18 protein-coding genes and 3 pseudogenes are annotated in these 18,319 nt (G+C 32.4%); 7 read left to right on the plus strand and 14 right to left on the minus strand.

The window, feature by feature from the left end; genetic code table 11:
• Nucleotides 1-75: 75 nt before the first annotated feature.
• A pseudogene (locus tag P5P87_RS12545) lies at nucleotides 76-2,675 on the plus strand (AsmA family protein).
• A 110-nt stretch (nucleotides 2,676-2,785) separates the two neighbouring features.
• Here the strand turns inward: P5P87_RS12545 and P5P87_RS12550 are convergent.
• Nucleotides 2,786-3,868, minus strand: a complete 1,083-nt coding sequence (locus P5P87_RS12550) for a glycosyltransferase family 9 protein (RefSeq protein WP_278022746.1) — start codon at nucleotides 3,866-3,868, stop codon at nucleotides 2,786-2,788.
• A 247-nt stretch (nucleotides 3,869-4,115) separates the two neighbouring features.
• Nucleotides 4,116-4,909, minus strand: a pseudogene (locus P5P87_RS12555) (DUF2797 domain-containing protein).
• A gap of 242 nt (nucleotides 4,910-5,151) precedes the next feature.
• Between P5P87_RS12555 and P5P87_RS12560 the strand changes: the two are divergent.
• From P5P87_RS12560 to P5P87_RS12575, 4 genes and pseudogenes are all read left to right on the plus strand, one after another.
• Nucleotides 5,152-6,664: pseudogene (locus P5P87_RS12560) on the plus strand (GH3 auxin-responsive promoter family protein).
• A gap of 19 nt (nucleotides 6,665-6,683) precedes the next feature.
• Nucleotides 6,684-6,926 (plus strand): redox-active disulfide protein 2, encoded by a 243-nt coding sequence (locus P5P87_RS12565; RefSeq protein WP_198854424.1) that lies wholly within the window; start codon nucleotides 6,684-6,686, stop codon nucleotides 6,924-6,926.
• Between the two features lie 204 nt (nucleotides 6,927-7,130).
• Nucleotides 7,131-7,724: a Crp/Fnr family transcriptional regulator gene (locus P5P87_RS12570; protein ID WP_278022747.1), complete on the plus strand. Its 594-nt coding sequence runs from the start codon at nucleotides 7,131-7,133 to the stop codon at nucleotides 7,722-7,724.
• 64 nt (nucleotides 7,725-7,788) lie between these two features.
• Nucleotides 7,789-8,736, plus strand: coding sequence for a ketopantoate reductase family protein (locus tag P5P87_RS12575; protein ID WP_278022748.1), 948 nt, complete (start codon nucleotides 7,789-7,791; stop codon nucleotides 8,734-8,736).
• A 321-nt stretch (nucleotides 8,737-9,057) separates the two neighbouring features.
• Here P5P87_RS12575 and serB read toward each other — a convergent pair whose 3' ends face one another.
• The 9 genes from serB to P5P87_RS12620 all read right to left on the minus strand — a co-directional run bounded on the left by serB (nucleotide 9,058) and on the right by P5P87_RS12620 (nucleotide 13,168).
• Nucleotides 9,058-10,302, minus strand: a complete 1,245-nt coding sequence (gene serB / locus P5P87_RS12580; RefSeq protein WP_278022790.1) for a phosphoserine phosphatase SerB — start codon at nucleotides 10,300-10,302, stop codon at nucleotides 9,058-9,060.
• Between the two features lie 142 nt (nucleotides 10,303-10,444).
• Nucleotides 10,445-10,879 (minus strand): VOC family protein, encoded by a 435-nt coding sequence (locus tag P5P87_RS12585; RefSeq protein ID WP_278022749.1) that lies wholly within the window; start codon nucleotides 10,877-10,879, stop codon nucleotides 10,445-10,447.
• A 91-nt stretch (nucleotides 10,880-10,970) separates the two neighbouring features.
• Nucleotides 10,971-11,192, minus strand: coding sequence for a hypothetical protein (locus tag P5P87_RS12590; RefSeq protein ID WP_278022750.1), 222 nt, complete (start codon nucleotides 11,190-11,192; stop codon nucleotides 10,971-10,973).
• Nucleotides 11,165-11,407 (minus strand): SRPBCC family protein, encoded by a 243-nt coding sequence (locus tag P5P87_RS12595; protein ID WP_278022751.1) that lies wholly within the window; start codon nucleotides 11,405-11,407, stop codon nucleotides 11,165-11,167. The genes P5P87_RS12590 and P5P87_RS12595 overlap by 28 nt, the downstream gene beginning before the upstream one ends.
• A 1-nt stretch (nucleotide 11,408) precedes the next feature.
• Entirely contained in the window at nucleotides 11,409-11,819 is a 411-nt protein-coding gene (locus P5P87_RS12600; protein ID WP_198854430.1) for a VOC family protein, read from the minus strand.
• Nucleotides 11,820-11,927: 108 nt separating this feature from the next.
• Complete coding sequence (locus P5P87_RS12605; protein WP_198854431.1) at nucleotides 11,928-12,332, minus strand: SRPBCC family protein; 405 nt, start codon at nucleotides 12,330-12,332, stop codon at nucleotides 11,928-11,930.
• A gap of 20 nt (nucleotides 12,333-12,352) precedes the next feature.
• The gene (locus P5P87_RS12610) at nucleotides 12,353-12,565 is read right to left on the minus strand and encodes an SRPBCC family protein (RefSeq protein ID WP_278022752.1); all 213 of its coding nucleotides are present in this window, start codon (nucleotides 12,563-12,565) and stop codon (nucleotides 12,353-12,355) included.
• On the minus strand, nucleotides 12,540-12,758 hold the full coding sequence (locus P5P87_RS12615; protein ID WP_278022753.1) for an SRPBCC domain-containing protein: 219 nt from the start codon (nucleotides 12,756-12,758) through the stop codon (nucleotides 12,540-12,542). Before P5P87_RS12615 ends, P5P87_RS12610 begins: the two co-directional genes overlap by 26 nt.
• Before the next feature lie 2 nt (nucleotides 12,759-12,760).
• The gene (locus tag P5P87_RS12620; protein WP_278022754.1) at nucleotides 12,761-13,168 is read right to left on the minus strand and encodes a VOC family protein; all 408 of its coding nucleotides are present in this window, start codon (nucleotides 13,166-13,168) and stop codon (nucleotides 12,761-12,763) included.
• A gap of 140 nt (nucleotides 13,169-13,308) precedes the next feature.
• Here P5P87_RS12620 and P5P87_RS12625 point away from each other — a divergent pair, with 140 nt between their 5' ends.
• Nucleotides 13,309-14,139 (plus strand): GlxA family transcriptional regulator, encoded by an 831-nt coding sequence (locus P5P87_RS12625; RefSeq protein WP_278022755.1) that lies wholly within the window; start codon nucleotides 13,309-13,311, stop codon nucleotides 14,137-14,139.
• Nucleotides 14,109-14,273, plus strand: a complete 165-nt coding sequence (locus P5P87_RS12630) for a helix-turn-helix domain-containing protein (RefSeq protein ID WP_278022791.1) — start codon at nucleotides 14,109-14,111, stop codon at nucleotides 14,271-14,273. Before P5P87_RS12625 ends, P5P87_RS12630 begins: the two co-directional genes overlap by 31 nt.
• Before the next feature lie 219 nt (nucleotides 14,274-14,492).
• On the opposite strand, the gene clpX is transcribed toward P5P87_RS12630, so the two are convergent.
• From clpX to P5P87_RS12645, 3 genes are all read right to left on the minus strand, one after another.
• A complete protein-coding gene (gene clpX, locus P5P87_RS12635; protein WP_278022756.1) occupies nucleotides 14,493-15,725 on the minus strand; it encodes an ATP-dependent Clp protease ATP-binding subunit ClpX in 1,233 nt (410 codons plus the stop codon).
• Nucleotides 15,726-15,892: 167 nt separating this feature from the next.
• On the minus strand, nucleotides 15,893-16,567 hold the full coding sequence (gene clpP, locus P5P87_RS12640; protein ID WP_278022757.1) for an ATP-dependent Clp endopeptidase proteolytic subunit ClpP: 675 nt from the start codon (nucleotides 16,565-16,567) through the stop codon (nucleotides 15,893-15,895).
• Between the two features lie 287 nt (nucleotides 16,568-16,854).
• The gene (locus P5P87_RS12645) at nucleotides 16,855-18,219 is read right to left on the minus strand and encodes a trigger factor (RefSeq protein ID WP_278019532.1); all 1,365 of its coding nucleotides are present in this window, start codon (nucleotides 18,217-18,219) and stop codon (nucleotides 16,855-16,857) included.
• Nucleotides 18,220-18,319: the final 100 nt, after the last annotated feature.

An 18,319-nucleotide genomic window follows, 5' to 3' on the forward strand; every position in this document is an offset into this window, starting at 1 on the left:
ATCTTCAAACTCTAGTAAAAAAAACTATTTTTGCAAGAGTCGATTTTAACACGTTAAACCCTCAAATCTATTTATATGCTAAAAAAAGTTTTAAAAATAAGTGCCATAGTCATTGTGGTATTTGTTGCTTGCATTATTTGCCATTCCGTTTTTATTTAAAGATCAAATCAAGGCTAAAATCGTTGAAGCCATCAATGAAAGTGTTGATGCTAAAGTAAGTTTTACAGATGCAGATTTAAGTTTATTCAAGAATTTCCCTAACGCAACAGTTGGAATCGAGAAATTAGTTATTATCAACAAAGCTCCTTTTGAAGGCGACACGCTGGTTTCTTTAGGACAACTAAATTTAAAAATGAGCGTGAAAGAACTTTTTAAAGGAAAAGATGAACCTTTAAGCATTCAGGGAATTAGTTCAACAAACGGATTAATAAACATTATATTCAATAAAGATGGCATAGGAAACTTCGATATTGCCTTAAAAGACAAAAAAGAAGAAACGAAAGACGAAGCAAGCAAACCACTTGCATTAAAAATTCAGAATTATAAAATCGAGAATTTTACTTTTAGATATATCGATCAAGGTTCTAAAATTAGAATGGTTATTGACAGTTTAAACCACGAAGGAACTGGAGATTTTACCAATTCAAAATTAGATTTAACAACAAAATCTTCTGCAAAAGTTTCATTGGACATGGATAAAATGAATTACATGAAAAATGTAAAACTAACTTTAGACGCTGTTCTTGGAATTGATTTAGAAAAAAGCAAATATACTTTTAAAGAAAACAAGACTCTTATCAATCAATTGCCTTTAGAGTTTGACGGATTTATTCAAATGGCTGAAAAAGCGCAGATTTATGATTTGAAATTTAAAACCCCTACTTCATCGTTTACCAATTTCTTAGGTTTAATTCCTTCGGCTTATGCATCTAGCTTAGAAGGTGTAAAAACGACTGGAGATTTTACTGTAAATGGTTTTGCAAAAGGTGAATTGACAGACACTACGGTTCCTAAATTTAATATCGAAATCGCTTCAAACAATTCTTCTTTCCAATATCCTAATCTTCCAAAATCGGTTCAAAATATTGTAATTGATACCAAAATCATCAACGAAACTGGAATCTTAAATGATACTTATGTCAATCTAGATAAGTTGTCTTTTAGAATTGATCAAGATGTTTTTAACGCTAAAGCGAATATCAAAAACATAACTGTAAATCCAATTGTTGACGCAGCTTTAAAAGGAACAATCAACTTAGCAAATCTTTCTAAAGCATATCCAATTAAAATGGATAAACCTTTAGCGGGTATTTTAAAAGCTGACGTTACAACAAACTTTGATATGGCTTCTGTAGAAAAAAGCGAATATCAAAATATCAAAAATGCTGGTACAATGAGTTTGTCAGGATTTAAATATACCGACGAAAACAACAAATCGATGAACATCAGCACGGCTTTGGTTGAATTTAATCCGAGTAAGATCAACTTAAAACAATTTGATGCTACAACTGGAAAAAGTGATATCAGCATTAATGGGGTTTTAGAGAATTTCTATGGTTTTATGTTTAAAAAACAAGAACTTAAAGGAAACTTTAATATGAGTTCTAAACAATTGTCTGTTGATGACTTTATGACTTCTGGCGAACCTGCAACTGCAAAAACAGAAGCAAAACCTGCTGACGCAATGAAGATTCCGGCTTTCTTAAATTGTACATTAAATGCAAAAGCTACAACTGTTTTATACGACAACTTAAAACTTCAAGATGTTGCTGGAAGATTGATTATTAAAGACGAAAAAGCCACTCTTGAAAACTTTAAAACAAATATCTTCGGCGGGTCAATTGGACTTAACGGAGCTGTTTCTACAAAAGAAAAAGTGCCAACTTTTGATATGAATTTAGGATTCAATCAAGTTGATATTGCACAAACTTTTACTCAATTGGATATGATGAAAAAGATAGCTCCAATTGCAGGAATCATTAACGGTAAATTAAATTCGACTATTAAATTAAATGGTAATTTGGACGCCAAAGAATTGACTCCAGATTTAAAATCAATATCAGGAGATTTATTAGGCCAATTATTATCAACTACTGTAAATGCTAAAAACTCTACAGTTTTAAATTCGCTTACTTCAAATGTTAAGTTCTTAGATTTAAACAAATTGAATCTAAACGATTTGAAAATGGCATTGTCTTTTGAGAATGGAAAAGTAAATGTAAAACCATTTGATATTAAATATCAAGACATTAAAGCTACAATTGGCGGAACTCACGGTTTTGACCAAACAATGAATTATACGATTAAATTTGACGTTCCTGCTAAATATTTAGGAACCGAAGCCAACAATTTAATTGCGAAATTATCTCCTGCAGATGCTTGCAAAACTAGATAATATACCAATCAATGCTTCTTTGACTGGCAATTTTTCAAATCCGAAAATCAGTACCGATATGAAAACTGCCGTAAGCAATTTGACTACACAATTGGTTAATCAGCAAAAAGAAAAACTTACTCAAAAAGGAACATCAGCGCTTACAGATTTAATCAACAAAAACACAAAAGCAAAAGATACAACTCAAGTCGCTAAAACTGAAAAAGAGCAAAAAACTCAAGAAGTGACTAAAAAAGCAAGTGATTTGTTGAATGGATTGTTTAAGAAGAAGAATCCTTAGAAAGATGCTAAGATACTAAGATGCTAAGTTTCTGAGTTTCTCTAAGAAAAAAACTTAGAAACTTAGAAACAAAAAAAATCCTGTTCTTTCGAACAGGATTTTTTTTGTTTCTATATTGCTCTCGAATAAATATTTAAGGTACCGCTACTCAAAATTGAATTTATCGTTTTTATATATTCTTTTTTCGTGTACAGATTAACATCTATTCCAACACTACAATTATCATAAGGTTCATATTTTTTCAAATTAGATACCGAAAATAGCCCAATTGTTGGTGTATGCACTGCGCTTGATAAATGCATAATTCCGCTATCGGCCCCAATAAACAAATCGGCATTTGCAATAACAGATCCTATTTCTCGGATATCTTTACTATAAAATGTCGGAGCTTTAAATCCGATTTGAGATACATTTTCTACAGGTAAAATCTCAATAATATTGTAGTTTTTATATTCTGCGGTAAGTTGAGAATAGAACTTTTCCCACCACTCTTCTGAAAGGCATTTTGCACCTGTTGCGTAGGTAAAAATGCAGATTGTTCTTTTGTCGTTATTTGTTAGTTCTCCTAATATTTTTCTTCCTTCTGAAATTTCAGAAGCTGTTAATTTAAGATCTAAAGGAGCAATTATTTTATTACTACTTGTTGGCAATCTCAATTTTGCCAAATAATTTCGAAAATTATAAACAGGATACTTTGCAATATGTTCAAAATCACTTTTTTTCTCTGCGATTTCATCATTTGAATCTCCGAAAAACTTGTATTTGGCATTTGAGAACTGAACCGCTAATCGGCCTGAAGAAGAGTTTTGATCTACATTAATCGCTAGATCATAGGGAGTTTTTTTTAACGAAATCCAAACCTTTGAATAGGCAATCAAGCTTTTAAATGGTTTTTTAGGCAAATGGATTATTTTGTCGACAGTATCGTATTTTTCAAAAATAATAGGAGCTAATGTTCCTTTTACAAATAAATCAATTTTACAATTTGGAAACATTTCGGACACTTCCTGAACAAGCGGTGTAATTAATAAAAGGTTTCCTAACCTTCCATTTGGCCTACAAATAAGAACTCTTTTAATTTCGCTTTTATCAACCAAAATAAAATCGTTCTGCATATTTGTTTTTCCAACATTCTTAGTCAGGTTGCGCATTATGCTACGCCTATGTACATTTATTTTGCTTAAAACACTCATTTATGGAATAATTTACGAATTATAAAATCTTAATTAAATTTTAGAAAAAGTGACAGACTCAAATCTAGTCTCTTTTATTTTCTAAAAATAAATTCTTCCAATAAGCATTTGTTACAAAATTGTAACCAAATGTATCAATATTTACATTTTTTGCTTTTGGAAGCGATATAAAATTACGATAAATTATTCTGTAATCAACAAATAACTAGATAGTTACACTAAAAACATCGACGACCTCCCAATAAATCTAGACGTTTATTGTAACCACATAACCTTCTGATCCTCGAATATTAAAGACAGTTCCGTTTTCAAATAATAAATATTGACCTTTAATTCCAGTTAATTTTCCGCTGAAAGAAGGTGTCTTATCTAAATTCAAACTGTTCACCTTTGCTGGATAACTCAAAACAGGATATTGAAGCTCGTAAACATCATTTTTTTGTGCATAAAAATAATCTTTAACTTCTGCTGGAATCAGACTTTCAATCTTCGCTTTTTCTGCAATTAAATCAAAACTTTGAACAGAGTTCTGCAACATTTTTCTCCAGTTGGTTTTGTCTGTATAATGATCTTTTAGAGCGACCTCTGTAATTCCTGCTAGATATCGATTTGGAACCTCAACAATTGCAATAGCTTGAGAAGCACCTTGATCGATCCAACGAGTTGGAACTTGCGATTTGCGAGTTACACCAACTTTTATTTCGCATGCCGAAGCCAAATATACAATATGCGGTTGCAATTGCGCTTTTGATTCATATTCTAAATCTCTATCTGCAATTCCTAAATGCGCCGTGCTTAATTCTGGTCTCATAATCCAATCTCCAACAGCAGGACTTGAATAAAAACACTCGTAACAAAAACCTTGTCGGTATATTTTTTCTTTTTACCACAATTTAAGCATTGACAGCCTACAAAATTGATTTCAATTTCTTTATCTAATAATTGATTAACATTTAAGAAACTATCTTCAAAGACCAAATAATATTGGATTGGGCTTCCAAGTTCAGTTTGCATTTTTGTCAGTACGCCTTGATATTGCATTCGTATTTTTATTTATAATTGCTGATTCGGATTTATTAAAAGATTTAAAGTTTTTTGTGTTAAAATTCGACTTATTGGGTAGAATCTTTACTTCAAATCGAATTGTTTTTTACAAAAAAATATTATTTTTGATATGAATACAAAGTTACTACTTGTCTCTCGATATTCAAATTTTAAGTTTTTAGTTTTACTATAGATTGTGAGATTTAAAACCTAAAATTAGTTAACTAAAAACCAAATTCATGCCTTTATCTATTATCAATTCGTTTGCATCGTGGGTCCTAAAACAAAGGATTCATCAAATAGAGCTTTTTTTAAAATACCCAAATGAAGTTCAAGAAGAATTATTGCACAACTTATTGACGGCATCTGAAAATACAGTTATTGGAAAACAATATGATTTTTCGAGTATCAATTCCTATCAGACCTTTGCAGAAAGAGTTCCTATTGCGACTTATGAAGAATTGCAACCATTAATTGAGCGCACACGTTTGGGTGAGCAGAACGTTTTTTGGGAAACACCAATTAAATGGTTTGCTAAGTCTAGCGGAACAACAAATGCAAAAAGCAAATTTATTCCTGTAAGTAACGAAGCGCTGGAAGATTGCCACTATAAAGGAAGTAAAGATCTTTTATGCCTTTATTTGAATAATAATGAAGATTCTGAATTGTTTTTAGGAAAAAGTCTTCGTTTAGGAGGAAGCTCTCAGATTTACGAAAACAACAATACTTTCTTTGGCGATTTATCGGCAATCTTAATTGAAAATATGCCAATTTGGGCTGAATTTAGCAGTACACCAAGCAGCAAAACTTCACTTATGAGCGAGTGGGAAACTAAAATCGGCGCCATCATTAACGAAACAAAAAATGAAAACGTAACCAGTTTTGCAGGAGTTCCTTCTTGGATGCTAGTTTTAATGAATAAAGTTTTAGAAAATACTGGTAAACAAAGTTTATTGGAACTTTGGCCAAATTTGGAAGTTTACTTTCATGGTGGCGTAAGTTTTTCTCCTTATAAAGAACAATACAAAAAACTGTCTGCCAAGCAAAGATTTTAGATACTACGAAATCTATAACGCTTCTGAAGGCTTTTTTGCGATTCAGGATTTAAATAATTCAAGTGATTTATTGCTAATGTTGGATTACGGAATTTTCTACGAATTTATTCCAATGGACACTTTTGGAACTCCAAACCAAAAAGTAATTCGTTTAGCAGATGTAGAACTGAATAAAAACTATGCTATTGTTATCACAACAAATTCTGGCTTGTGGCGTTATCTGATTGGCGACACGGTTCGTTTTACATCACTGAATCCGTACAGGATTAGAGTTACAGGAAGAACAAAACATCATATCAATGTTTTTGGTGAAGAGTTAATGGTAGAAAACACCGATCAAGCAATTGCGAAAGCTTGCCAGGTTACGCAAACTGAAGTTATAGATTATACCGTTGCTCCTATTTTTATGCACGACAAAGAAAAAGGCGCACACGAATGGATGATCGAATTTAAGAAACATCCAGCTGATGTTGGTCTTTTCCAAAAGGTTTTAGATGAAACATTGCAAACTTTAAACTCAGATTACGAAGCAAAACGTTACAATAATATGACTTTGAACCCTTTGGTAATTAATGTTGCTCGCGAAAATCTTTTTTATGACTGGTTGAAAGAAAGAGATAAATTGGGCGGACAACATAAAATTCCGAGGCTATCCAATCAGAGAGATTACTTGGAACAGTTAAAGGAAATGTGTTAAACAATTTTATTTAATAGAGATGAAAGAAACAAAATTTAGTGACCTGACTACTGAGGAACTGATAAAAAATCAGAAGACATTAAAAACTGTCAATGCTATATTTTGTGTTGTCCTTTTTGTCTTATTTGTTCTTAATATATTCATTGTTTTTATGAAAGGTTTTAGCGCAATGAATATTATTCCTGTTGCTTTGTTGTTTATCCTTTATTTAAATCTGAAAAATTTAAAAGAAATTAAAAGAGAATTAGAATCTCGAAAATAAATTCAAAAAAGTTTTAGACAAAACTTTACAGACCTAAAATTATAACTCGTAGTGCAACATAAAATTACGAGACTTTTCGCTCTCAACAAAGAGAGGTTTGTTGCTTGCTAAAAGGATTTCGGACTTTTAAAAGTCTATCTTCCATTTTGTAATCGGCCTAGATTGCACTTATACATACTTGAATAAATCCAAAAAAAATAAATAGTGACTAATCCCGAAGATAAATTAGTTTTAAATAACTTTTTCCATTCCCTGTTTCCAATAGAAAAAGAGATTGTAGAAAAAATCACTAAAAATTTTACTCCCTTTAAATTAGAAAAGAACTCTATTCTACTGGATAAAGAAACGGTAAGCACCAAAACTTACTTTTTAGAAAAAGGCTACATGGCGTCTTTTATTCTAAACGAAGATAATGACGAAATCATTACAAATATCTTCACTGCACCTTGTTTTGTAAACGACTTTCTTTCTTTTTTTAAAAAGGAACCTACCAAAGAAACATTTCAAACCATTACAGATTGTACTTTTTGGGAAACGGGTTTAGAGACTGTTCAAGACAATTTTCATTCTATTTCTCAATTTAGAGAATTTAGCCGACTGTTGTTTGTAATTAATTACCACAAGCTTAACGATAGACTTATAGAAATGGTAAGTCAAAAAGCCGAAACTAGATATTTAAAGCTTTTAAAACAAAGACCCGATATATTTAAACATGTACCGCTCAAGATTATAGCTTCTTATCTTGGAATTACAGATACTTCGTTAAGCCGTATTAGAAGAGATACTTCCCATTTCTAAATTCTTATCATTTGACAAGTATTAGTAAACGCAGAAGAAATGATATTTGTAAAAAAATAAAAAAATGGAAAGAAAACATATTGTCGTAGTTGGACTCGGCGGAGTTGGAGGTTATTTTGGTTTTAAAATTAATCAAGCCAATGAGACTAAAAAACAACATCAAATTACATTTATTGCAAGAGAGCAAACTTATGATGTTGTTAAAAACAATGGATTAATTTTACTTTCTAGCGAACACCCTAATTCGGTTACAAAACCTGAATTTATTTATGATAATATAAAGGAGGTACAATCTCCTGATTTAATATTAGTTTGCACGAAGGAATACGATCTTGAAAATATCTGCAAACAGATGATTCAAATCATTAGTCCAAAGACCATTATATTACCTATGATGAATGGGGCTGACATTTATGAAAGAATAAGAAAAATAATTCCTAAAAATACTATTCTGCCAAGTTGTATTTATGTCGCTTCTCATATAAAAGAAAAGGGAATTGTTGAACACAAAGGAAAGCCAGGAAAAATATTTATTGGACGCGATCCCGAAAATTTTAATGAAAACATTGACTGGATCATTGATTTATTATCTGAAAGCAAAGTAGATTTTGAATTGAAAGATGATTCTTTTACTGAAATCTGGACTAAATTTATTTTTATCGCTAGTTTTGGTTTAGTAACTTCTAAGTACAATTCGTCAATTGGAGAAGTCTGTACAGTTTCTTTACAAAGAAATGAAGCTGAAGGAATCATGAAAGAGATTAAACTTATAGCGGACAAAAAAGGAATTAACCTAAGTGAGGAAATCATTGAAAAGACTTTTAAAAAAGCGACAACTTTTCCGCCAAAAACACCAACTTCATTACAGCTTGATATCAACTCAAACAAAGCAAATAATGAGTTAGAACTATTTGCCAGTCCAATAATTAATTACGGAATTGAGTTAGATATTAAAACTCCATGCACTGAAAAAATTTATAATGAATTAAAAGAAAAAATAAACTTAAATTAAAACCACTGATTCTACCAAACTTACATAAGGGATAGAAGTGAAGTCCTTTTTTTCTTTAAAAATAAAAGAATTTCTTCACCAGTTCGCTATCGCTCTTGTGAAACGGATATTTTTATTCGCCACGTCGTAACATGCCCATATAAAAAAACCTCAGCCTTTTATTGTAAAGACTGAGGTTTGTTTGCTTTTATTACATTCAGTATGTCTTTTCACGAAGGAGAAATCTCTACAAGTAGCTTCGCAACGAAAACCAATCTTTGTCGAGTTTCTTACGAGGATTTCTCCTTCGTCGAAATGACAAAAATTGCACAGCATTGCCTTCTACATCATATCGATATATCTGTCGTGGTATCCTAAAAGATATAAAACACCATCAAGACCTAAACTTGAGATTGAAGTTGAAGCGCTTTCTTTTACTTTTGGTTTAGCATGGAAAGCGATTCCTAGACCGGCTAAGTTTAACATTGGTAAATCGTTTGCTCCATCTCCAACTGCAATGGTTTGGTTGATGTGAATTCCTTCTTTTTCGGCAATTGCTTTCAAGAATTCGGCTTTTTTCTGGCCATCAACAATATCGCCTAAATATTTACCTGTCAGTTTACCGTCTTTTATTTCTAATTGATTGGCATGAACATAATCTATTCCTAATTCTTTTTGAAGATATTCTCCAAAATAAGTGAATCCTCCAGATAGAATAGCGGTTTTATAACCGTAATATTTTAGAGCTTTCATTAAACGATGCGCCCCTTGCGTGATTGGCAAATTGATTGCTACATTTTGCAACACTTCTTCGCTCAAACCTTCCAAAAGTGCCATACGTTTTTTGAAACTTTCATTAAAGTCGATTTCGCCATTCATAGCCGATTCTGTAATAGCGCGAACTTGATCTCCTACTCCATTCAATTCTGCTAATTCATCGATTACTTCGGTTTGGATTAAAGTAGAATCCATATCGAAGCAAACCAAGCGGCGGTTTCTTCTATAAATATTATCTTCTTGGAAAGAAATATCGACATTTAGTGCTCTAGAGACTTCCATAAAACTTGCTGTCATGACAATTTTATTTACAATCTCTCCTGTCACAGACAATTGAATACAAGAACGTGGATATTCTTCTTTTTCTACAATAGAAGTTCTTCCTGTTAATCGGATAATAGAATCGATATTTAGGTTTTGATCTGACATGATTTTGGTAACTGCCGCCAATTGAGAAGTCGCTAGTTTTTCGCCCAAAATATTAATGATGTATCGTTGCTTAGATTGTGATTTTACCCAAGTTTCGTAATCTTCAATAGAAATCGGAATAAATTTTACTTTGATTTCTAATTCATAAGCTTTGAAAAGAAGATCTTTTAAAACCGGAGCCGAAGATGAACCTGCTGCAATTTCGAACAAAATTCCTAAAGAAAGTGTGTCATGAATATCAGCTTGGCCGATATCTAATATATTAGCGTCGTATGCTCCTAAAACAGCCGTTAAACCTGCTGTAACTCCAATTTTATCGTGTCCTGAAACTTTTAATAAAATTATCTCTTTATCTTCTGCTTGCCATTTTTCTTTCTTGATTTTGAAGCGACAAAAATCGGCAATCTCTCGTTGATAAAAAAGAATAATCCTTGTTTTTTTGAAAAGAAAAAGCACATATAAATGTGCTTTTTCGAGTAATTTAACAATTATCTTTTATTATTAAAATAACGTAACTTTTTGGCTATTGATTTGGAATGTTTTTATCAAAACTCACCATCCAATTGACACCAAATTTATCTTTAAACATTCCGAAATAAGATCCCCAGAAAGTATTGTTCATTGGCATTTCAACTTTTCCTCCAGCCGAAAGTCCGTTAAAAATTCTATCTGCTTCGTCTGTACTTTCTGTATTAATAGAAATCGAAAAATTATCTCCAAAACCTACGTCTCCGTATCTAGGATGACTGTCGCTTCCCATTAAAATGGTATTTCCAATTGGAAGCGAAACATGCATAATGCGATTTAATGCTTCTTCAGAAAGCACTTCTCCTTCTTCTGCTGGAGCGTCTTTAAATTTTCCGATATACGGAAAATCTCCTCCAAAAACCGATTTATAAAACAGGAACGCTTCTTCGCAAGTTCCGTTAAACATTAAATATGGATTTATTGCTACCATTTTTTTTAATTATTAATTGTTAATTATAAATTGTTAATTCCGTTTGAAGCACAAAACAAAGTCTTGCTTTCGCTTCTTTCTTCTACATTCTCTATTTCTCAGATAACTCTTTAATGGTCTCCAATCCTTTTGGGAATGCTTCTTTAAAATAGTCTATATGCTTTTCGATCACATCAACTTCCACATGAAGATCAACCAAATCCCCTTTTTGATCTAAACGATAGGTTTCCATGGCTCCAGTCCATTGTTCTGTTTCTGCATTTGGCGGAACTTCCTTATAATCTTTCAGTTCACCCAAATGCTTAAAAGCCATGTATTCATTTGGAATTTTTTTTCAATTAAACTATTCATTCCTTCTCCAGCTGCGCCCAAAAAATAAATTTTGTCGCCTTCGTTCCAACTCGATTCAACGTAACTTTCTCCACAAAAAGAACTTGTCCATTTTCGGTAAGTTTCGTCGTCCCATAAGACTTTCCAAATCTTTTCTTTGGGAGCCTTGATCTTGATATTAAAAACTAATTTTTCCATTTTAATCTGGTAATTTACTAAAATCCATAAATAAGACATTCCAACGATGACCGTCCAAATCGGCAAAACCACAACCATACATCCAACCCTGACTCTCTGCAGGAGGAGCAAACACAGTTCCGCCAGCTTGTTTTACTTTTTCAGCTAGTTCATCAACTTCTTCTCTGCTTTCAGCATCGATTGAAATCAATACTTCCGAACTCGATTTAGTATCAGTAATACTATTTTGAGAGAAACTAGAAAAAAGCATTTCTTCAAAAAGCATTACTACAAAATGTCCTTCACCTACAACCATACAAGTCGAACTTGGGGTGTCATGCTGTTCATTAAACGAAAAACCAATTTTCCAAAAAAAATCTTTCGCTTTTGCTACGTCCTTTACAGGAAGATTCAACCATATTTGTTTTGTCATTTTTTGTTTTTTTTTGTTGGGTTAGATATTTATTTCTTTTAAACCATATAAGTGATATAAGCTAATTTAAGTTTGTAATCTTTGACCTTTGAGACTTTGAAGCTAAAATTAATTAGCCTCTACGTAACTTTTAAAATTATCCAAAATTGCCTGCCAGCCTGCGCGCTGCATTTCTTCTGGATTTTGAGTTTCTGGGTCGAAACTTTCTACAATTTCTACACCCTCTGCAGTTTCTGTAAAAGTAATTTCAACCTTTCTTCCGTCTCCCAGAACATACGAAAGTGCTTCATTTGGTTTTACTAAAGTAAATTCGCCTCCAAAATCAAAACTCATACTTCCGTCTTTGGCAGCCATAGTCGATTTAAATTTTCCTCCTTCTCTTAAATCTGCTTCTGCGTGAGGCGTGTGCCAATCTGGAGAAGCAAAACTCCATTTTGTAATATGTTCTGGTGTATTCCAAAACTTCCAAACTTTCTCTGCAGATGCTTTTACAGTATTTTTTATTGTTATCATTATTATAAATAAATTTAGTTTTAAAATCTCTCTGTGTATTTCTTAAAGTTATCAATCACATCTTGGCACCATTGCTTTTGCATGCTTTCAGAATCAGTTTTATTGGGTTCAAAATATTCAACAAGCTTTACATTGTTTCCAAAATCTTCAAAATGAACGCTTCCGATTCTATTGTCTGAAAGCTTATATTCTATTAACTGAAATTTTTCAACTTTTTGTATATATTCCCTCAAAATCAAAACTTTCATCTTTATCTTTTGATCTCATTTCATATCTAAACTTTCCTTTTTCTTGCAAATCATTTTCAGCATAAGACGTATACCAATTATCAAAAGCACTGTTCCAGTTTTGGATATGTTTTGGCGTAATCCAAAAATCCCAAACTTTTTCTATTGACGCATTAATTATGACTTCTACCGAAATCATCTTTAATTGGTTGGAATTTGACTTTCATCCATAAAAAAGACTTCCCAATGATGTCCATCCAAATCTAGAAAAGTTCTTTGGTACATCCAACCATAATCTTTTGCTTCTTGATAATCTGTTCCACCAGCTTTTACCGCTTTCTCAATTGTTTCATCTACTTTCTCACGTGATTCCATAGAAAGAGAAATAAGGACTTCGCTTGTTGTAGTAGAATCACAAATTTTCTTTGGAGTAAAGGTTTGATAAAACTCTTCAACCAAAAGCATTGTAAAAATGTTATCACTAATTACTATACAAGCCCCCTGTTCATTTGTGAACTTTGGATTTGTAGAAAAACCAAGTTCATTAAAAAATTTCACTGCACGATTTAAATCTTTTACCGCAAGATTTAAGAATATCTTTGTTTTCATCTTTATAAAATTACAAATTAATCAAAGCAAATGTAAAATTTTAAGATTAGTTTAAAACGACAATAAAAGTCAACTTTAGGGGCATTTAAGACAATTTGCTTATTTTTGTGTTAACTGAAATTCCAAAAACAACAAATATCATGAGCAAGAAACTAGGTTTAATCGTACCTCACGACTATAAATTATTAAGTATAGCCGCGATATTAGAAGTCTTTGAAACTGCAAATAAACTTACATCGGGAACAGAAAAACCATTTGAAATAATGATTTTTCAATCTAAAGAGCAAAACGACCAAGGAAATATATTTGGATATAAAAGTAATTCCATTGAAACTTCAGAAATTATTCTAGACTTAATTTTAATTCCCGCTTTTACTACTGATAATATGAGCGAGATGATTAAAAAGAATAAAAACTTTATTCCTTGGCTTCAAAAACAACATAAAACTGGAGCCGAATTAGCCAGTTTTTGTACTGGCGCATTTTTGTTTGCCGCATCTGGTTTATTAAACGAAAAACTTGCTACAACCCATGTTGATGCTTGCGGCGCTTTTACAAAAGCCTTTCCGATGGTGAAATTAAAACCAGAAGAAACCTTAACCGCCGACGGAAGTTTATATACAAGCGGAGGATCTACCTCAACTTTTCATTTATTGATTCTTTTGATTCAAAAATTCTGCGGTAACGAAATGGCAGTTAAAATTGCCAAAATATTTTCTATCGACTTAAACCGATACAAGCAAAGCTATTTTAGCACTTTCAGACCAAACCATTTACACAATGACACTTTGGTTGCCATGTTACAGCAAAAAATTGAAAGCCAGTATCACACCATCGAAAAACTAGAAGAAATTACAAAAGACATTCCGACAAGTGCCAGAAATATGACACGCCGTTTTAAACAAGTAACCGAATTCCGCCAATTGAATATCTACAAAATATTAGAGTCGAAAGTTCAAAGAAATATCTAGAGCAAACCCAGCTTTCGATTTCAGAAATTATCGAAAAAACTGGCTATAACGATCCAAAAGCCTTTAGAAAGGTTTTTTATAAAATGGTTGGCATGAAACCAATTGAGTATCGCGAGAAATTTAGAGTGCAATAATTTTATTAAAAGCGACACATTTCGTTTCCAAAAGAACATCTGTCCTGCTCTTCACTGTATCTTTTGCTGTGAACCCCACAGCAAAAGGATGCCGTTTCGATCAGGGCTAAAACAGAAGTTTAGTTTTCATGAAACCAAACAAAAAAGAAAATAAAAAAAACCTGCTCAAATAAATGAACAGGTTTTATAATTGAACTTTGTCAAAGTTGATTTTATAGCTTAAGAAGCAATTTCCATACGTTTCAGCAAGTTTTTGCTTAGCGTATGTTCTGCGTATTCTTTGTCAATTGTCAAACTTGTATCATCTGAAGTTGGCAGTTCGTACATGGCATCTGTCAAAATTGCTTCGCATAAAGAACGTAATCCACGAGCTCCTAATTTATATTCTAAAGCTTTGTCTACAATAAAATCTAAAGCTTCATCTGTTATAGTAAACTCAACATCATCCATCAAGAATAATTTCTGATATTGTTTGATCAATGCATTTTTAGGTTGTGTTAAAATGGCACGAAGCGTTTCTTTATCCAAAGGATCCATGTGCGTTAAAACTGGCAAACGACCAATAATCTCTGGAATCAATCCGAAATCTTTAATGTCTTTTGGAATAATGTATTGCAATAAATTGTCTTTGTCAATATTATCAACATTTTTAGAAGTTGAGTAACCAACCGCCTGACGATTTAAGCGTTTTGAAATAATACGTTCAACACCATCAAAAGCTCCACCTGCAATAAACAAGATATTTTGAGTATTTACCTCAACAAATTTTTGGTCCGGATGCTTACGTCCTCCTTTTGGCGGTACATTTACAAACGTTCCTTCCAACAATTTCAATAACGCCTGTTGAACACCTTCTCCAGAAACATCACGCGTTATTGACGGATTATCACTTTTGCGAGCAATTTTATCAATCTCATCAATAAATACGATTCCTCTTTCTGCTTTTGCTACATCGTAATCTGCAGCTTGAAGCAAACGTGTCAAAATACTTTCAACGTCTTCTCCAACATAACCTGCTTCTGTTAATACTGTCGCATCAACAATTGCCAACGGAACGTCTAACATTTTAGCAATCGTTTTTGCCACTAATGTTTTTCCTGTTCCTGTTTGACCAACCATGATGATGTTACTTTTTTCGATCTCTACTTCATCGTCTAATTGCTGTTGCATTAAACGTTTGTAGTGATTGTAAACCGCAACCGACATTACTTTTTTAGTCTGATCCTGACCAATAACATATTGATCTAGGAAAGCTCTAATTTCTTTTGGTTTCTTTAAAATTAAGTCCCCAACTAATTTTGCGCTTCCGCTAGATTTTAATTCTTCTAAAACAATTCCGTGTGCTTGCTCAATACATTTATCACAAATGTGTGCATTGATACCTGCAATTAATAAATTAGTTTCTGGCTTTTTTCTTCCACAAAACGAACATTCTAATACTACTTTTGCCATTCTTTATTTAAGTTACTAAGTCGCAAAGATACTAAGTTTCTAAGCTTTTTGACCTAAAACTTAAAAACTTAGCTCTTTACAGCTTAATATTTTTATTTTTTTATTTGATTTTAAAATTACAAAGAACACTTAGAATCTTAGTGTCTTCGCAACTTAGAACCTAAAAATTATCCTCTTCTTAATACTTCATCAATCATTCCGTACTCTTTTGCTTCATCAGCTTTCATCCAGTAGTCACGCTCACTGTCTTTGTGCACTTTGTCAAAAGTTTGTCCAGAGTGGTGCGAAATAATGTTGTATAATTCATCTTTTAATTTCAACATCTCGCGTAAGTTGATTTCCATATCTGTTGCAACACCTTGTGCTCCTCCAGATGGCTGGTGAATCATTACTCTTGAGTGAGGCAATGCAGAACGTTTTCCTGCTGCTCCTGCGCATAATAGAACTGCTCCCATAGAAGCTGCCATTCCTGTACAGATTGTTGCTACATCTGGTTTGATGTATTGCATTGTATCGTAAATTCCTAAACCTGCATAAACACTTCCTCCAGGAGAGTTTAAATAAATTTGAATATCTTTTGAAGCATCAGCACTTTCTAAGAATAATAACTGAGCCTGAACAATATTAGCGATCTGATCGTCGATGCCTGTTCCTAAAAAGATAATTCTGTCCATCATTAATCTTGAGAAAACGTCTAATTGAGAAACATTCAATTGGCGCTCTTCGATAATATATGGAGTCATGTTTGTTGGAGTCATTGTTGCTACGATTTTATCGTAATACATTGCGTTTACTCCTTGGTGCTTTGTAGCAAATTTTTTGAATTCTTTACCGTAGTTCATATTTTTAGTTTAAAGTTGAAAAGTCTAAAGTCAGCAAGTGACTTAAACGAATTAAACAAAGTTCATACCTTTTTATAAGAAATGCCAATTTGTCGTCTTTTTTAAGATGCTAAGATTCTAAGTCTGCTAAGGTTCTAAGTTTTTCTTTCTAAGAAACTTTTACCAACTTCAAACCTGAAACAAAAAAAGAACGTCAACAGAATAAAAAATTCCATTGACGTTCAAATATAATTATTTTTATCTTTCAGTTTCTGTAATAAAATCTTAATTTTTAAAAAGTATACTTCTTAACTTTCGACTTTACAACTTTTGACTTTCAGACTAAAATTTATTCTCCGTAAGAAGTCTGCAATAAATTCTTCGTAAGTAACCTCTTTAGTTGTTGGGTTAGCTTTTTCTTTGAAGATATCTAACATTTTAGTTGCTACAACTTGCTCAGAAAGTCTTTTCACTTCGTCTTGGTTAGATAAAACTCTAGCCACGATTCCTTGAACTTCTTCGTCAGTTGGGTTAGTTTGACCAAATTGAGCCATTTGCTGTCTGATTGCGTTTGATGTAAACTCTTTCAAGTCATCAAATGTAATTTGGATATTGCTTTGAGCCAAAGCTTTTCCTTCGATTAATTGGAAACGTAAACCTTTTTCAGATCTTGCGTATTCAACTTCAGCTTCTTCTGCAGAAAGTTTTTTCTCTCCAACAGTTTGCAACCATTTTTTCAAGAATTCAGCTGGCAAATCGAATTTTGTGTTTTCGATCAAGAAATCTTGAACATCTAATAATAATTTTTGGTCAGCTTGCTGAGCGAATTGAGCTTCAGCATCTTCTTTAATTTTAGCTTTTAAATCTTCTAAAGAAGCCACTTTTCCTTCGCCAAAAAGTTTGTCGAATAATTCTTGGTTTAATTCAGCTGGTTCAGAACCGTTGATTGCCTCAATAGTAAAGTTTACTTCAACATCTAAACCGTGAACACCTTCGTGACCAACTTTTAAGTAATCCATTAATTGGTGATCGTCTTCAAATAAACCTTTTGTGCTTACTGTAACAACATCTCCAACTTTTTTACCTGTGAATTGTTTTTGAGCTTTTTTGCTGAATGCATCAACAGCAATTGTAGTTGTATTGTTGATTCCGTTTGCTTCGCTAGAGAAAGTTCCAGTTAAATCAGATTTAGCATCAGAAACTTCTTGAGGAACTGCTTTTCCAAATTGTTTTTGGATACGCTCTACTTGTCCGTCGATTAATTTATCATCAGCAGTAACGATATATTTTACGATATTGTTTTTAGCTTCAAGATCAATTTCGAAATTTGGCACTAAACCAATTTCGTATTCAAAAGTTAATTCTTCAGCATCCCAGTTAAAATCTTCGTTTACTTTAGCAAGAGGAGTTCCTAAAAGATTTAATCTTTCAGATTGAATATAACGCTCTAAAGCCAAATCAACTACTTTTTTAATCTCTTCTTGTTTAATACCTTTTCCGTATTGTTTTTCAACAAGATCTTTAGGCACTGCACCTTTTCTAAATCCTTTTACTTGCGCTAAAGGCATTTTTTCGTTAATTCTTTTTGCTACTTGACCTTTATAATCCATATGAACAACGTTCATAACGATTGTCTCGTTTACAGCGTCTATTGCTACTCTTTTAATATCCATCTTCTTCTTTAATTTACATAATAAAATTGGGTTGCAAAATTATAAAATTTTTGCAACCCAACCAAGTTTTTAATCTATTGTATTTGAAGCAGTTTTAATC

Origin of the sequence: Flavobacterium ginsengisoli (assembly GCF_029625315.1) — a bacterium.
In the GTDB taxonomy this organism is placed as follows: Bacteria; Bacteroidota; Bacteroidia; order Flavobacteriales; family Flavobacteriaceae; genus Flavobacterium; species Flavobacterium ginsengisoli.

Excerpts from the sequence above, each read along its gene's own strand:
- P5P87_RS12550 (WP_278022746.1), bottom strand. The coding sequence starts at position 3,868 with ATGAGTGTTTTAAGCAAAATAAATGTACATAGGCGTAGCATAATGCGC.
- P5P87_RS12565 (WP_198854424.1), top strand. The coding sequence starts at position 6,684 with ATGAAAGAAACAAAATTTAGTGACCTGACTACTGAGGAACTGATAAAA.
- P5P87_RS12575 (WP_278022748.1), top strand. The coding sequence starts at position 7,789 with ATGGAAAGAAAACATATTGTCGTAGTTGGACTCGGCGGAGTTGGAGGT.
- P5P87_RS12585 (WP_278022749.1), bottom strand. The coding sequence starts at position 10,879 with ATGGTAGCAATAAATCCATATTTAATGTTTAACGGAACTTGCGAAGAA.
- P5P87_RS12590 (WP_278022750.1), bottom strand. The coding sequence starts at position 11,192 with ATGGCTTTTAAGCATTTGGGTGAACTGAAAGATTATAAGGAAGTTCCG.
- P5P87_RS12595 (WP_278022751.1), bottom strand. The coding sequence starts at position 11,407 with ATGGAAAAATTAGTTTTTAATATCAAGATCAAGGCTCCCAAAGAAAAG.
- P5P87_RS12600 (WP_198854430.1), bottom strand. The coding sequence starts at position 11,819 with ATGACAAAACAAATATGGTTGAATCTTCCTGTAAAGGACGTAGCAAAA.
- P5P87_RS12605 (WP_198854431.1), bottom strand. The coding sequence starts at position 12,332 with ATGATAACAATAAAAAATACTGTAAAAGCATCTGCAGAGAAAGTTTGG.
- P5P87_RS12615 (WP_278022753.1), bottom strand. The coding sequence starts at position 12,758 with ATGATTTCGGTAGAAGTCATAATTAATGCGTCAATAGAAAAAGTTTGG.
- P5P87_RS12620 (WP_278022754.1), bottom strand. The coding sequence starts at position 13,168 with ATGAAAACAAAGATATTCTTAAATCTTGCGGTAAAAGATTTAAATCGT.
- P5P87_RS12625 (WP_278022755.1), top strand. The coding sequence starts at position 13,309 with ATGAGCAAGAAACTAGGTTTAATCGTACCTCACGACTATAAATTATTA.
- clpX (WP_278022756.1), bottom strand. The coding sequence starts at position 15,725 with ATGGCAAAAGTAGTATTAGAATGTTCGTTTTGTGGAAGAAAAAAGCCA.
- clpP (WP_278022757.1), bottom strand. The coding sequence starts at position 16,567 with ATGAACTACGGTAAAGAATTCAAAAAATTTGCTACAAAGCACCAAGGA.
- P5P87_RS12645 (WP_278019532.1), bottom strand. The coding sequence starts at position 18,219 with ATGGATATTAAAAGAGTAGCAATAGACGCTGTAAACGAGACAATCGTT.